The organism is Cetobacterium sp. (genome assembly GCF_977044495.1).
The window spans coordinates 62,776-77,201 of the sequence record NZ_CDRRQU010000006.1 but is presented as its reverse complement, the minus strand read 5'-3'; the positions used below and the strand labels follow the sequence as shown (position 1 = coordinate 77,201).

The window sequence follows — 14,426 nt, the reverse complement described above, 5'->3', positions numbered from 1 at the left end:
GAAGGTAACTCGAATCGACTTGCATGTGTTAAGCATTCTGTCAGCGTTCATCCTGAGCCAGGATCAAACTCTTCATTCAAATATATTTAAAGTCCAAAGACTTTACGTTTACACCATTTATTGGTTTGCCATTTCTGGCATTTTGTTATTTTCATAACTTCTGACTATTTTCTCTATTCGGTTACTAATGTCCTTCAACAATTTCCAATCGCAGGTGATTCCCGCTACAAGAAGTATAATACCACAACATTTAGACTCTGTCAATACTTTTTTTTATTTTTTATTTAATTTTTTTATTCATATTTACAACAAATTTGTTCCTTCCATCTCTTTTCAAAACTTTATTTTCAACTAACTCCCCAATAACTCTAGAAAGAGAGGGTCTACTTACACCAAATATTTCAGCTAATTCTCTAATAGAATGTTTAAAGACAACCTTATCATCTCTTGTATTTTCGAATATATAATCTGCTACCTTTTCTTTTATTGTCTTATTATTGAAGCTCTTCCAAACTTTATTTGATAAAAATTGTGTTTTATCTGAAATCTCATTAAGAAAATTTACCAAAAACTTTTCATTGCTATTAAAAGCATACAATAAATTTTTTTTATCGATATGCAAAAATTGTCCATCTTCTAAAGCTATTAAATCCACTGGCAAATTGTTATTCTCTCCAAATATAAAAGCTGAACCTATTATATCACCTTCTGATAAATTTTCAATTTTATGTACATCTCCATTATCCTTTAACATTTCTGCACTCAATAATCCTTTGATAACTGTAATTAAACCATCTATTTTCTCATCTCTAAAAAATACTATATCGTTTTTTTTAAATTCTTTTAACTCATACTTCAACTTTTGAAACATTTTTTCTAACTCTTTTTCATCTATTCCATAGAAAAACTTAAATTTAACTAGCTCTTTAAAATCCAACATAACTTCCTCCACTTCCTTTATGAATACATTTAATACTATAATATCATTGTTTATTGGAAAAAATAATACTATAATTGATACATGAGGTGATTTTATGAAAAAATTTGGTTTATTGGGTAAAAATATTTCCTATACATTCTCTCCTACCCTACATAATAAAATTTTTGAACTATATAACATAGAAGGTGAATACGAAATCTACGACTTAAAAGAAGAAAAATTACTCAAAGATTTCTTACAAAGTTTAAAGCAAAAAAATATTTCTGGGATTAATGTTACAACTCCCTATAAAACATCTATTTTAGAATTTATAGATATCTTATCGCCTGAGGTACAAGCGATTGGAGCTACCAATTGTATAAAATTGAAAAATGGAAAACTTACTGCTTACAATACCGACTATTTTGGAATTGTTAAAACATTCGAAAAAATGGAATTAATTTTAAAAAATAAAAAAGTAGTAGTCCTAGGTACAGGTGGCGCATCTAAAGCCTGTATTAAAGCGCTTTTAGACTATAATGCCATTGTTTATGTTGTCTCTAGAAATATCCATGATGCAAAAAAAAAATTGAAAAATGTATTTTTTCTTTCGTATGACGAACTTGAAAAAACTTCGGGTTATTTAATCATTAATGCCACGCCTGTTGGAACTGCTCCAAATAGCAATATCTCCCCTATTGAAGAAAATATAATACAAAACTTTGATTTTGCTCTGGATTTGATATATAATCCTAAAGAGACCCTATTTTTAAAGTATGCCAAAAAATCTGGTAAACATTTTGAAAATGGTCTATATATGCTAGTTTCTCAGGGAGTTAAATCGCAAGAAATTTGGAATGAAAAAGAATTTAATTATGAACAAATATATAATGAACTCATTAATGTAATTTATTAATAATATCGGAGGCTTTTTAAGTATGAAAAAAATTGTTATCACTTGCCCACACTGTAAAGAAAAAATGAAAATAATGGATAAAGTTGCAAAGTACAGATGTCCAAATTGTAAAGAGGTATATAAATTTACTTGGTACAGAAGAATAGCTCAAAAATTCATTGGTTTTTTTCAAGGTTTTACTCAAACTTTTGTTGATATAAAAAATAATTTTATAACAAAATATAGGAATACCAAAGCAACTTATAATTATATGAAACAGATGAAAACTAATATGAAAAATAATCCAAACTGGTCAAATTACCATAGAGAACAAGCGGAAGAGAAAAAAATGAGAAATGCTCAAAAACCTAGTTTTTGGGATAAATTTAAAAAATAATTTTAAAATAAACAAAAGGAGAGTGTATTGACCTCTCCTTTTGTCTGCATTTTATTTAACTACAATATTTACAATTTTACCTGGAACAACTATTATTTTTACAACTGTTTGTCCCTCAATAAACTTTTTAACATTCTCTATTTCTAATGCCTTTTTCTCTAATTCATCTTTAGAAATAGTTCTTTCTACTTCTAAAGTCCCTCTTAATTTCCCATTGACTTGAATAGCTATCGCTATCTCATCTGCTATAGTTAACTCTTCTTTGTGTGTTGGCCATGACTCTAAAAATAACATACCTCTATTTCCCATCTCCTGCCACAATTCATCACAGAAATGGGGTGTGAACGGAGATAGCATAACAACAACGTTTACCATCGCTTCTCTAAATATTTTTTTAGATTCTAACGTTTCTTTATTTGTTCCTAAAACTTCATTTCTAAAATCTTGCATCTCATTTAATAGCTCCATAGTCGCTGCTATTGAAGTATTAAAATGATAATCTGCCTCTATCGATTCTGTTACTTTCTTAATTGTTTGATGTAATTTTCTAATTAACCCTTTATCCTCTTTACTCCATTTTGTATAATCAATAGCTGTTGAATCTGTTAAATACTCTTTATTTTCAAGAACTAATCTCCAAATTTTGTTCAAAAATCTTGCTGCTCCTGCCAGTCCATTTTCATTCCATTCTAACTCTCTCTCTGGCGGTGCAGCGAACATAATAAACAATCTCGTCGTATCCGCTCCATATTTATTTATCATAATCTCTGGATCTACACCATTATTTTTAGATTTTGACATCTTTTCAATTTTAACTTGTAACTCTTCTCCAGTAGTTTTTAGAAAAGCTTGTGCTCCTCTTACCTCAACCTCATCAGCACTAAAAAATTTGTTCTCATTCACTGAATAATATGATGGTCCCAATACCATTCCCTGAGTCAATAATCTCTTAAACGGTTCATTTGATGATAGCAATCCCATATCTCTTAAAACCTTTGAGAAAAATCTCGAATATAGGAGATGCATCACAGCGTGCTCTATTCCACCTATATATTGATCTACTGGAACCCAATCATCAACAATGTCCTTTTCAAATGGTAAATTGGTATTTTTCGGATCACAATATCTTAAGAAATACCAAGATGAATCTACAAATGTATCCATAGTATCTGTATCTCTTTTTGCAGGTCCACCGCAACACGGGCAAATAGCATTTTTATAACTTTTTGACGTCTCTAAAGGATTTCCATTTCCTGTAAATTCCACATCCGTTGGTAGTAATACTGGTAAATTTTCATCTTTTTCCATAACTACTCCACATTTTTCACAATACAAAGCTGGAATTGGCGTTCCCCAATATCTTTGTCTTGAAACTCCCCAATCCTTTAATCTGTACTTCGTCGTTCTTTCTCCAAATTTCTTTGCTTCTACATATTCTGCTATTTTAACTAAAGCTTCTTTTGAAGAAATTCCATTAAAATCTTCAGAGTTTGTCATTACTCCAGATCCAACAAAAGCATTTTTCATCTCTGACGCTTCTACTGCAATCTCTTTTTTTGTTTCCTTATCTATTGGATTTATCACAACTTTTATTGGCAAATTATACTTCTTAGCAAAGGCAAAATCTCTTTCATCATGTGCTGGTACAGCCATAACAGCTCCAGTTCCATAGTTCATTAATACATAGTCAGCTATCCACAACTCAACTTTTTCTCCATTTACAGGATTTATTACGTGCCAACCCGTATTTATACCATTTTTTTCTTTTCCTTCAGCTGTTCTTTCGATTATATCAGTATTTTTCATTGCATATACAGCTTCTTTTATGCTCGGATTGATCTTTATAATTTCATCTACTAATGGGTGCTCTGGAGCAATCACAGCATATGTAACACCAAATAGTGTATCAACTCTTGTTGTAAATACTGGTAAATCCTCATCTTTTTCCACCAATTTAAAGTTGACTTCTGTTCCTACCGATTTCCCAATCCAATTTTTTTGCATTGTTAAAACTTTTTCTGGCCATCCTTCAGCTAACTCTTTATGACCTTCCAATAACTCTTCTGCATAATCCGTTATTTTAAAAAACCACTGCTCTAAATCTTTTTGAATGACAGGAGTCTTGGAGTGTCTCCAACACATTCCATTCTCAACCTGCTCATTTGCCAAAACCGTTTGACAATCTGGACACCAATTTACAGTTGATTTTTTCTTATAAACTAATCCCATTTCAAACATTTTTTTAAATATCCATTGATTCCATTTGTAATACTCTGGAGTATATGTGGCAATCTCCCTATCCCAATCATATGATAATCCCATCATTTTTAATTGTCTGTTCATATTATCTATATTCGATTTTGTCCATAATGCTGGATGAACTCCATTTTGAATTGCAGCATTTTCTGCTGGTAGTCCAAAAGAATCCCATCCCATTGGATGCAATACATTATATCCCTTCATTCTCTTGTATCTCGCTATAACATCTCCTATTGTATAGTTTCTAGCATGACCTACGTGTAATTTTCCAGACGGATACGGTAGCATCTCTAAAACATAATAGTTTTCTTTTCCTTCAACTTTATTTTTAGTTTTAAATATATTTTCTTCTTTCCATTTTTGTTGCCACTTCTCTTCAATTTGGCTAAAATTATATTCTCTCATCTCTTCACCCCATTAGCTTTAATTTTATCTCATAAATATAGCACAAAAAAACCTGTACTTCCACAGGTTTATTTATTTAATATAAATTTTTTGCTATCTCCGAAAGTATTATTCCTCCAGCTACAGAAACATTTAATGAATTAATTTTTCCATACATTGGTATTTTTACTAAAATATCACAATTTTCTTTTACTTTCTTTCGTATTCCTTCACCTTCACTACCTAATACAAGAGCTGTCTTATTAGGGTATTTTTCCTCGTAATAATACTTGTTTCCTGACCCTTCCGCACCATAAACCCAAAAATCTAATTTTTTTAATTTTTCTATTGCATCAGATATATTTGTAACTTTTACTATATCAACGTGTTCAATAGCTCCTGTTGATGTTTTGATAACAGTTTCATTTATTTTAACAGAATTTCTTTCTGGAATTATAATTCCTTTTACTCCAAATATTTCAGCACTTCTAATTATTGCCCCAAAATTTCTAGGGTCCTGAACTCCATCTAAAATTAAAACTATTGATTTTTCATCTCTCGCTATTTTTTCCAAAAACTCTCCCAATTCAATATAGTAATCATAATCACTCAAATATGCCACTACACCTTGAGAGTTTTCCTCTTTTTTTCCAACTTGAAACAATTTTATATTTCTAGCTGAAGCCAAAGCTTTTAATTTACCTAATTTTTCCTCTCTCATACCTTTAAATATTTCAATTTTTTCAATGTTGTTAGATTTATTTTGTAATAACTCTATCACTGGATTTATCCCTATTACCTTCTCCATCTTCTCACCCTTTTAAATTTCTACTTTTATTCTTTCTATATCTGCACCTAAAGCTTTTAGTTTTATCTCTAAATTTTCATATCCTCTATCTACATGATAAATTCTATTCACTATGGTTTCTCCCTCTGCAAGTAATCCAGCTAGTATTAAAGAAGCTCCTGCCCTTAAATCACTGGCCATAACTTCTGCTGAAGAAAACATTTCTATTCCATCAATTCTTGCTATATTGGCATCCGTTGAAATATTTGCACCCATTCTATTTAGCTCTGGCACATGCATAAATCTATTTTCAAATATTGTTTCTTTTATTTCGCTCGTTCCTTTTACTAAGCACATTAGAGTCATCATTGGTGATTGTAAATCTGTGGGAAATCCTGGATGTGGCATTGTCGTTGCTTTAACAGCTTTTAAATCTTTTAATTTCGTTTTTGTTGTTAAAATATCTCCTTCTATCTCAAATTTTGCACCCATCTCTTCCAATTTTGAGATAAAACTCTCTATATGCTCTCTCACAACTCCTTTAACTGTTATTGCTCCATCAAACATAAGTGAGGCAACAATGAATGTTCCGGCAACTATTCGGTCTGGAATAATAGAATATTCACATGGAGTCAATTTTTCTACTCCTTCAATCTCCAGTCTTCCCGTTCCAACTCCCTCTATCTTTGCACCCATTTTGTTTAAAAAATTGCACAAATCATCTATTTCAGGTTCTCTGGCTGCATTTTCAATGGTTGTTTTTCCTTTCGCCTTTACAGCTGCCATAATAACATTTTCTGTTGCTCCAACACTTGGAAAATCAAATACCACTTTTCCACCGATAAGCTCTTTCGCTTCCCCCTCGACATACCCGTGATCTATTTTTATCTGGACACCTAAAGCCTCAAATCCTTTCAAATGTAAATCAACTGGTCTTGAACCAATTGCACATCCTCCAGGCAAGGAAACTTTTGCCTTTTTTTCATGAGCTAACATTGGTCCCATAACTAAAAAAGATGCTCTCATTTTTTTCACTAAGTCATATGAGGCTACAAGTGATTTAAGTCCATTATTTACTATTTTATATGAATGATCTCCTATTTTTTCAATTTCAAGCCCTAAACTTTCCAAAAGTTGCACAAGAGTAATTATATCTCTCAAATTAGGAACATTATTTAAGATGTAAGTCCCTTTTTCAATTAATGTTGCTACAAATATTGGTAAGGCTGCATTTTTTGCCCCCTCCACTCTCAATTCTCCACCTATTTTTTTTCCACCTATTATCTTAAATGCCTCTACGCTCATGCTACCTCTCCTTTTTGTCAAATCTATCTATTGGGCAAACTTTTCCAAATAGTCTATCAAAAAAATTCATCTCTTGAAATCTGTCTAACCGTTCTGGTAATTTTTCTTTTAACTCTTTATAATGCTTAGGACAAATTTTATGTCCTTCTCCATATATGAAAGCCTCGCTCAGCCCAGCATCTGTGTATACTTTTGTCGCACTTTCTAATACAACTTCACGATCTTCATTGTCCAAAGGCTCTTTAGAAACAACCACTAAGCCAATATCTCCTCGAAAGGTGATATCATCCACAAGCATATATCTAAGTCCCACTTTTTCAGCTTCATCTATGTATGGCTTAATTGAATCAAAAGGAATGTCTCTTCTAATTTTTAATAAAATAGCCCTTGGGTCTCGCATTGCTTCCTCTACCTCATTGTGGATTAAGTTTCTTTCAATCTCCTGCTTTTCCAAGGCAACTAAAACATTTTCTTTAAATTCTCCTAAGTGAATTAATTTTTCTGTTTGAGTTTTTAAGAAGTGTAACTTTGCTTTTTCTCTTTCATTTATTATATCGTCTACCAAAAAAATCACCTTCTATAAAAAATTTATTTTTATTAATAATTATAGCATATAAAATCAAAAAAGTGTTATAATTAAATATAACATTAATACAACGGAGGTTCTATGAGATTTAAACTTTTTCTATGTTTTATTTTTGCAATTTCATTTGGTGTTTTGGCCCAAAATAAAACTATCACTATTTCTGGTTTTGTCACTGATAAAGAGTTTAGATTAGGAGATGCAACTGTATGTTTTTTCAATAGCTCTAATCAAGTTAAATGTATAAAAAGTGATATCAATGGAGAGTTTTCCATTAATTTACCTGAGAATAAATATAGAGTGACTGTCAAAAAACCTGGATATACGTCATTGATTGGAGATGACTTTTTTGTTGACTATATTTTTAATCCCCCTCAAAACTTAATTCTAAATATGACTAACAATAAAATCTCTATTTATGGAAAAGTTATAAACAACTTCGGTGAACCCATTAAAGATGCTCAAATTAAAGTTAAAATTGGTGGAACTCTCCTAGATATAAATTCAAATGCTGATGGAGTTTTCTCCTTTCAAGGACACGTTGGATTAATATCTATCTTCGCTCAAAAACCTGGATTTTACGGAAATGGTGTTTCTATGCTAATTCAAAACGAGAAGTTTATCAATGATATTTCAATTGTTCTCGAAGCTAAAACCTTCTATATATCTGGAGCTTTAGTCCAAGGTAATAACTATTTAAAAGAAGTTGAATTAGAACTCATCAATGGAAGTAACAACAAAATCATCTCTTCCTTAAAAACTTCAAAAGATGGTCTTTTTGAATTTCGAGATATTTTAAACTACGATAAAGCATACTTTAGAGTTCCTAGCTTAGGGTATAAGAGTGCTCCTTTTGCCATCAATAGAGATTTAAGACAGTTCAATGTATTCACAAATTAAAAAAGAAGCTCAAATTTTACAGCTTCTTTTTTTATTTAATTATTTATTTAATTATTTATTTAATCTTTTATTTAACTCTTCTGCCTGCTTCTCATATCCCTTTTTCCCAAGTAAAGCAAACATATTAGCTTTATATGCTTCTACTCCCGGCTGATCAAACGGATTTACTCCAAGCAAATACCCACTTACTCCACAAGCTTTTTCAAAGAAATAAAACATATATCCTAAATGATATGGTGTAGCTTCTGGCAAATTCACTATTAAATTTGGTACTCCTCCATCCACATGAGCTAAAACTGTTCCTTGAGCAGCTTTTTTATTTACAAAATCCATTCCTTTTCCCGCCAAATAGTTTAATCCATCTAAATCCAATTCATCAGCTTCTATTATTACGTCACATTCAGGTTTCTCTATATTCAATAGTGTTTCTATTAAAATCCTATTACCATCCTGTATAAACTGTCCCATGGAATGTAAATCAGTTGAAAAATCCGCTGCTGCTGGGAGTAACCCTTTTCCATCTTTCCCTTCTGACTCTCCAAATAGTTGCTTCCACCACTCACCAATATAGTGTAGTCTTGGTTCATAGTTAATCAACATCTCAACTTCTTTACCTCTTCTATTTAAAATATTTCTTATTGTAGCATACTTCAAACAATCATTACTTTCATATGGTGCCTTGTAATCCTCTTGGGCATCTCTTGCTCCAGCCATCAATTCATCTATATTAATTCCTGCTGCCGCAATTGGTAATAACCCCACCGCAGTTAAAACAGAAAATCTTCCCCCTACATTATCAGGTACAACAAATGTTTCATATCCCTCATCTATTGCTAACTTTTTAAGTGCACCTTTACTTGCATCCGTTGTCGCATATATTCTTTTTCTTGCACCCTCAATACCATACTTCTCTTCTAAATGCTTTTTAAATATTCTAAAAGCGATAGCTGGTTCTGTTGTTGTCCCTGATTTTGAAATGACATTAACTGAATAATCTCTATCTCCAATTACTTCCAATAGATCACTTATATATTTCCCAGAGATATTCTGTCCTGCAAAATATATTTCAGGTCCTTTTCTTTTTGATTTCGGTTGATTATTATAAAAAGTATGTGATAAAAATTCAATAGCTGCTCTAGCTCCTAAATAGGAACCTCCAATCCCTATGACTATTAGAACTTCCGAATCATTCTTTATTTTTTCTGCTGCATCCTTTATTCTATTAAACTCTACTTTATCATAGTTAGTCGGCAAATCAATCCAACCTAAAAAATCATTTCCTGCCCCTACCCCATTCATTAAAGTTTCCGTAGCAAGTTTACACTGAGCTTCCATTAACGATAGTTCATTTTCTTTAAAAAATCCCAATGCATTCGAATAATCAAATGATAACTTTTTCATAATATATAACCTCCATATTAATTAGATACCTACATTTTTTTCTAATACCTCTATTCTTTTTTGCAACTCATTCACCTGTTTTTGAGTTTCATCATTTTTTTGTCTAATAACTTCAATATCAACTCTCATATTCTCTATTTTTCCATTAAATAAATCTGTATCAAACCCAATTTTTGTCAACTCTCTAGAAAATTCATAGACTAAACTCTCTAAGATAACTAAATCACCTCTGTTTGCTTTTTTTTCATTTAATGTATTGAAAGCTCTATTTAAACCTTCTGCAAAACTATACCTTGAAACTGGAAACTCACCTTTAAATAAGAAACTCTCCTCTGATATTACTCCTTCATTTACAAGATTTTGAATTGCCTTATACGCCCAATGATTTTGAGGAACATCTTCAAATATCAGTTCTTTTCCTTGCCCATATACCAATGCTATCAGTGTAAAGTATATCACAATTATTTTTTTCATACACTACCTCTTTATGGTTAATTTTTTTTCAATTATAGCACAAAGAATAAAAAAAAACAGCCCTAAAGCTGTTCAAAATTCTCAATTTTGGAGGCGACGACCAGATTTGAACTGGTGAATAGAGATTTTGCAGACCTCTGCCTTACCACTTGGCGACGTCGCCTTCTATAAAATTTGATGGTGCCCAGAGGCGGAATCGAACCACCGACACGGGGATTTTCAGTCCCCTGCTCTACCGACTGAGCTATCTGGGCAATAAATGGCGGGAGTGACGAGGGTCGAACTCGCGACCTCATGCGTGACAGGCATGCGCTCTAACCAACTGAGCTACACCCCCATTTATGGTGGAAACAACTGGACTTGAACCAGTGACCCCCTGCTTGTAAGGCAGGTGCTCTCCCAACTGAGCTATGCTTCCTTGAAGACAACACTAGTATAGCACAACGTATTCACTAACGCAACTGTTTTTTTATTTTTTTTCTAAAAGAACAACACAGTAAGACTTTATTCCCTCTTCATTACCCGTAAATCCTAATTTTTCTTCTGTAGTAGCTTTTACACTTATATTCGAAATCTGAGTCTCCAATACTTTCGAAATTTTTTGTCTCATTTCCTCCAAATAGGGCTTTAACTTCGGTTTTTGAGCCACAATTACACAATCTAAATTTACAACTCTATATCCTTTTTCTTTAATCAGATTAAATACCCTCTCTAAAAGTATCATACTATCTATATCTTTATATTCATTTGAAGTATCCGGAAAATGCTGTCCTATATCTCCTAGTGCTAAAGAACCTAAAAGAGCATCCATTATAGCATGAACAAGAACATCTCCATCTGAATGACCTAAGACCCCCTTTAAATGTGGTATCTCTACCCCGCCTAAAATCAACTTTCTTCCTTCTACCAATCTATGAACATCATAACCATTTCCAATCCTTAACATAGACACTACCTACTTCCACTCGTTATAAATTCTATTATAAAAATCTAAGATTTCTTCAGTCGTAACCGTCGATGTCCCCATCTTTCCAACTACAACTCCCGCTGCTGTATTCGCTATCTTTGCTGCTTCATACAACGTCACACCAGCTGCGCTTGCCAAAGTGAATACAGATATAACCGTATCTCCCGCTCCTGTCACATCAAACACCTCTTTTGCATACGTTGGAATATTTATGACTTTATTCTCTTCAAATAAACTCATTCCCTCCTCACTTCTTGTCAATAAAAGATTATTTAACTCCAATTTTTCTTTCAGCTCTTTTCCAATTTCTATTATATTGTCAAAACTTTTTTTCCCTAAACATTCAATGGCCTCTTTTCTATTTGGTGTCATTGATGTTGCTCCAATATAGTTTAAGGCATTTTTTGGTTTTGGATCAACTGTCACTATTATTCCTTTTTCTTTACATAAAGATATTATTTTTTTTACAACTCTCGCTGTTAAAACTCCCTTATCATAATCAGATAGGATTATCGCATCTAATTCGTCTATCTTTTTCTCTATTTGTTCCAATAAAATATTCTCTAAAGTTTCAGTTATTGGACTCACATTCTCCCAATCCAATCTCAATAGTTGTTGATTTCCGCCTATTATTCTTCTTTTTACTATTGTAGGTCTATCCTCACTTCTAACTATTCCTACTGTTTCTATTGATTTTTTTTCTAGCTCTTTTATCAATCTATCACCATCAAAATCCTCTCCAACTACTCCAAAGCAAATCGCTTTAGCTCCTAGTGTCGACAGATTGTTAACTACATTGGCTGCTCCACCCAATACAAATTTTTCCTCTTTTATTGATACCACTGGAACTGGCGCTTCTGGCGAAATTCTATCAACTGATCCAATTAGATAATCATCCAACATCATATCTCCCACAACTGCCACTTTTAAATTTTGAAAACTTTTAAGTATCTCTTCTAATCTACTTTTTTCCATCCTAAATCTCCTCTATTACTTCAGCTTTTAATTTTATATATAAATCTGTGTGTTCTAATCTACTTGACTTACTTTTAAATAAAATTCCTACAGCTGGAATTTCACTTAAAATCGGAACTTTACTGTTTATCTTTTGATCTATTTTTCTTTTTAAACCACCTATTAAAATTACATCATTATTTTTTAATCTAACTCTTGTTTGCAAATTTCTAGATATTTTAGAACCTCCATCCGCATTGAATGTTCCAGAATTTGTATCACTTGGTTTCAAAGATTTCTTCAATTTAAAATCACTTGCCTCTAAATTCAAATCTAAGTACACACTATTGTCCTCTTTTATATATGGTAAAACTTTTAAAATAATTCCAGCCTCTTTGAATATTGGTGTGTATGTTACCGTATCATTATTTGTCTTCTCCTCTTTATCTTGTCCGACAATAACTTCCTCTGTCATTTTTAAAATTCCGGTTTCACCATTTAGCAATATTATTGATGGTAAAGCATTTATAGTCAAATCTTGTGTTGTTTCTAGTAGAGTTAAAGTCAAATCTAGGACATCTTTACCACTATTAAATTTACTGATAAAACTTACAGAACTTCCCATCACCTCACCTAAACCATCAACGGTTCCAGAAATAAGTGTCTCCAAATAAATTCCACTACTTTTATTAGTCAATCTTCCTTGTGTGTCATAAGCCCAGTTGAATCCAAGCTCTTCAAAAAGGTTTTCTTTCACATCAATTATCTCTGCAGTAACTCTAACTTGCTTTTTTCTTTTATCCAATTTTTTTATTAAATCCCTCGCAGTATAGACTGTATGCCCTTTCCCAAAAAGTATTATTGAATTATTTCCAGAACTAATTGAAACTTTTAACTTATCGTCAAAAGTTTCTTTTATTATTTTTTCAATCTCTTCATGATTTAAATTTTCCAATAAAATATTTTCTATTATATCATCTTTTTTATTTTTTTGTTCTCTTTCTTGAGGTATATTTTTTTGAAAATTAAAATTTTTTCTTTCTACATAAAAATCAAATTTATTTACTCCATCTTTTATCTCTAGAAAATCACCGCTATATACGTAATCATCAGATAAAATTGAAATAAAATAGGTACCTTTTACAATGCTATCTATCAAATATTCACCATATGTTCCTGAATGAGCCTCAATAGTTTCTTTTCTTTTTAAAATTATTTTTATTCCTTTTAACTCTTTATTTGTATTTTTATCAAATACCTTTCCTACAAGCATATCCTTATCTTCCGATTTTCTTCCACGAAATATCAATGTTCTTCCATTTATTATTTTAGTTAACCCATATGTCGCTTCCATTACACCTAAGATTTCCTCTATAGGAGTTCCCTTCTTAAAATATCCATCAACCGCTATATCCTTCACATAACTATCACCAATTATTGTATATTTGGAATATTTTGATAGATGAGCAAATACGTCTACAATGGGAACATCTTTTAAATCTAACTCCTTTGGATATGTCTCCATCGAGAAATTAGTTAGATACATCCAAATAAACAACATAAAAATTTTATATTTCACTTAAATTGTCCTCCTCTTTTTACCAATCCCTCTAGATCTGTTTTTTTCAAACATTCCATCATCATAGTTATCCAAATTCAAATCTTCTTTTTTATTATTGAATATATACATAAGATTTATCTTTAAATCTAAAATATTGCCATCTATCTCTATCGTTATCGATTCTCTTTTTAATGTTATATACCTCTTCTCTTTTTCTATCCGTGATATAAAATTATAGACATCTATCTCTTTACCAATACCATGATAAAAAAAAGTACTCTCTATATTGTCCAAATTTTTTGCTACTTTTACTTCTCTACCAATTACCTCAATTATTAAGTTATTTTCACGTGAAGTTTCATCAATAAACTTAAAAGCCTCATATTCACTATTAAAAACTAACTTTTTCTTCTTCTCCAATAACTCATCTTGTCTCGAAAGTAAACTGCTTATCTCCTCATTGTTTCTTTTTAATATTCCCTGTTTTATTATTTTTAGTTCTCTTAAATTTTTAATCTCTAATTCTAATTTTGTCCTCACATCAAATTTATTTTTTAGAATTATTACTGGTTTAATTAATAAAAAATATATTATTGAAAAATTTATTACTGTTAGTATAACTTTAATTTTTAAGTTAAAA

The 14,426-nt window shown here is 31.4% G+C and carries 14 protein-coding genes and 4 tRNA genes; 3 read left to right on the top strand and 15 right to left on the bottom strand.

The window, feature by feature from the left end; genetic code table 11:
* Positions 1-280 precede the first annotated feature (280 nt).
* Complete coding sequence (locus tag ACWI69_RS02855) at positions 281-940, bottom strand: Crp/Fnr family transcriptional regulator (RefSeq protein WP_448820345.1); 660 nt, start codon at positions 938-940, stop codon at positions 281-283.
* A gap of 94 nt (positions 941-1,034) precedes the next feature.
* On the opposite strand from ACWI69_RS02855, the gene aroE reads away from it, so the two are divergent.
* Complete coding sequence (aroE, locus tag ACWI69_RS02850) at positions 1,035-1,835, top strand: shikimate dehydrogenase (protein ID WP_448820344.1); 801 nt, start codon at positions 1,035-1,037, stop codon at positions 1,833-1,835.
* Between the two features lie 22 nt (positions 1,836-1,857).
* Positions 1,858-2,211: a hypothetical protein gene (locus ACWI69_RS02845; protein WP_448820343.1), complete on the top strand. Its 354-nt coding sequence runs from the start codon at positions 1,858-1,860 to the stop codon at positions 2,209-2,211.
* A gap of 51 nt (positions 2,212-2,262) precedes the next feature.
* On the opposite strand, the gene leuS is transcribed toward ACWI69_RS02845, so the two are convergent.
* The 4 genes from leuS to ACWI69_RS02825 form a co-directional block, all read right to left on the bottom strand.
* A complete protein-coding gene (leuS, locus tag ACWI69_RS02840; protein WP_448820342.1) occupies positions 2,263-4,875 on the bottom strand; it encodes a leucine--tRNA ligase in 2,613 nt (870 codons plus the stop codon).
* A gap of 76 nt (positions 4,876-4,951) precedes the next feature.
* Positions 4,952-5,662: a 23S rRNA (guanosine(2251)-2'-O)-methyltransferase RlmB gene (rlmB, locus tag ACWI69_RS02835; RefSeq protein ID WP_448820341.1), complete on the bottom strand. Its 711-nt coding sequence runs from the start codon at positions 5,660-5,662 to the stop codon at positions 4,952-4,954.
* Between the two features lie 12 nt (positions 5,663-5,674).
* Positions 5,675-6,946, bottom strand: a complete 1,272-nt coding sequence (gene murA / locus ACWI69_RS02830; RefSeq protein ID WP_448820340.1) for a UDP-N-acetylglucosamine 1-carboxyvinyltransferase — start codon at positions 6,944-6,946, stop codon at positions 5,675-5,677.
* 1 nt (position 6,947) lies between these two features.
* Positions 6,948-7,511, bottom strand: coding sequence for a DUF1694 domain-containing protein (locus ACWI69_RS02825; protein ID WP_448820339.1), 564 nt, complete (start codon positions 7,509-7,511; stop codon positions 6,948-6,950).
* Between the two features lie 102 nt (positions 7,512-7,613).
* Between ACWI69_RS02825 and ACWI69_RS02820 the strand changes: the two genes are divergently transcribed.
* A complete protein-coding gene (locus ACWI69_RS02820) occupies positions 7,614-8,429 on the top strand; it encodes a carboxypeptidase-like regulatory domain-containing protein (RefSeq protein WP_448820338.1) in 816 nt (271 codons plus the stop codon).
* 51 nt (positions 8,430-8,480) lie between these two features.
* Here ACWI69_RS02820 and ACWI69_RS02815 read toward each other — a convergent pair whose 3' ends face one another.
* The 10 genes from ACWI69_RS02815 to ACWI69_RS02770 all read right to left on the bottom strand — a co-directional run bounded on the left by ACWI69_RS02815 (position 8,481) and on the right by ACWI69_RS02770 (position 14,326).
* Complete coding sequence (locus ACWI69_RS02815; protein WP_448820337.1) at positions 8,481-9,830, bottom strand: glucose-6-phosphate isomerase; 1,350 nt, start codon at positions 9,828-9,830, stop codon at positions 8,481-8,483.
* A 21-nt stretch (positions 9,831-9,851) separates the two neighbouring features.
* Entirely contained in the window at positions 9,852-10,304 is a 453-nt protein-coding gene (locus ACWI69_RS02810; RefSeq protein WP_448820336.1) for an S-layer homology domain-containing protein, read from the bottom strand.
* Positions 10,305-10,392: 88 nt separating this feature from the next.
* Positions 10,393-10,467 (bottom strand) — tRNA-Cys (locus tag ACWI69_RS02805).
* Positions 10,468-10,482: 15 nt separating this feature from the next.
* Positions 10,483-10,558 (bottom strand) — tRNA-Phe (locus ACWI69_RS02800).
* A 6-nt stretch (positions 10,559-10,564) separates the two neighbouring features.
* Positions 10,565-10,641 (bottom strand) — tRNA-Asp (locus tag ACWI69_RS02795).
* 5 nt (positions 10,642-10,646) lie between these two features.
* Positions 10,647-10,722, bottom strand: a tRNA-Val gene (locus ACWI69_RS02790).
* Positions 10,723-10,773: 51 nt separating this feature from the next.
* Positions 10,774-11,250, bottom strand: a complete 477-nt coding sequence (gene ispF / locus ACWI69_RS02785; RefSeq protein ID WP_448820335.1) for a 2-C-methyl-D-erythritol 2,4-cyclodiphosphate synthase — start codon at positions 11,248-11,250, stop codon at positions 10,774-10,776.
* Between the two features lie 9 nt (positions 11,251-11,259).
* On the bottom strand, positions 11,260-12,246 hold the full coding sequence (gene rfaE1 / locus ACWI69_RS02780; protein ID WP_448820334.1) for a D-glycero-beta-D-manno-heptose-7-phosphate kinase: 987 nt from the start codon (positions 12,244-12,246) through the stop codon (positions 11,260-11,262).
* 1 nt (position 12,247) lies between these two features.
* Positions 12,248-13,804, bottom strand: coding sequence for a type II secretion system protein GspD (locus ACWI69_RS02775; RefSeq protein WP_448820333.1), 1,557 nt, complete (start codon positions 13,802-13,804; stop codon positions 12,248-12,250).
* Positions 13,805-14,326, bottom strand: coding sequence for a hypothetical protein (locus ACWI69_RS02770; RefSeq protein WP_448820332.1), 522 nt, complete (start codon positions 14,324-14,326; stop codon positions 13,805-13,807). It abuts the gene before it with no gap.
* Positions 14,327-14,426 lie beyond the last annotated feature (100 nt).

Bases quoted from the DNA above. Each gene is read 5' to 3' on its own strand.
- murA (WP_448820340.1), bottom strand. From the start codon at position 6,946: ATGAGCGTAGAGGCATTTAAGATAATAGGTGGAAAAAAAATAGGTGGA.
- ACWI69_RS02845 (WP_448820343.1), top strand. From the start codon at position 1,858: ATGAAAAAAATTGTTATCACTTGCCCACACTGTAAAGAAAAAATGAAA.
- ACWI69_RS02815 (WP_448820337.1), bottom strand. From the start codon at position 9,830: ATGAAAAAGTTATCATTTGATTATTCGAATGCATTGGGATTTTTTAAA.
- leuS (WP_448820342.1), bottom strand. From the start codon at position 4,875: ATGAGAGAATATAATTTTAGCCAAATTGAAGAGAAGTGGCAACAAAAA.
- aroE (WP_448820344.1), top strand. From the start codon at position 1,035: ATGAAAAAATTTGGTTTATTGGGTAAAAATATTTCCTATACATTCTCT.
- ACWI69_RS02810 (WP_448820336.1), bottom strand. From the start codon at position 10,304: ATGAAAAAAATAATTGTGATATACTTTACACTGATAGCATTGGTATAT.
- ACWI69_RS02820 (WP_448820338.1), top strand. From the start codon at position 7,614: ATGAGATTTAAACTTTTTCTATGTTTTATTTTTGCAATTTCATTTGGT.
- ACWI69_RS02855 (WP_448820345.1), bottom strand. From the start codon at position 940: ATGTTGGATTTTAAAGAGCTAGTTAAATTTAAGTTTTTCTATGGAATA.
- rlmB (WP_448820341.1), bottom strand. From the start codon at position 5,662: ATGGAGAAGGTAATAGGGATAAATCCAGTGATAGAGTTATTACAAAAT.
- ispF (WP_448820335.1), bottom strand. From the start codon at position 11,250: ATGTTAAGGATTGGAAATGGTTATGATGTTCATAGATTGGTAGAAGGA.
- rfaE1 (WP_448820334.1), bottom strand. From the start codon at position 12,246: ATGGAAAAAAGTAGATTAGAAGAGATACTTAAAAGTTTTCAAAATTTA.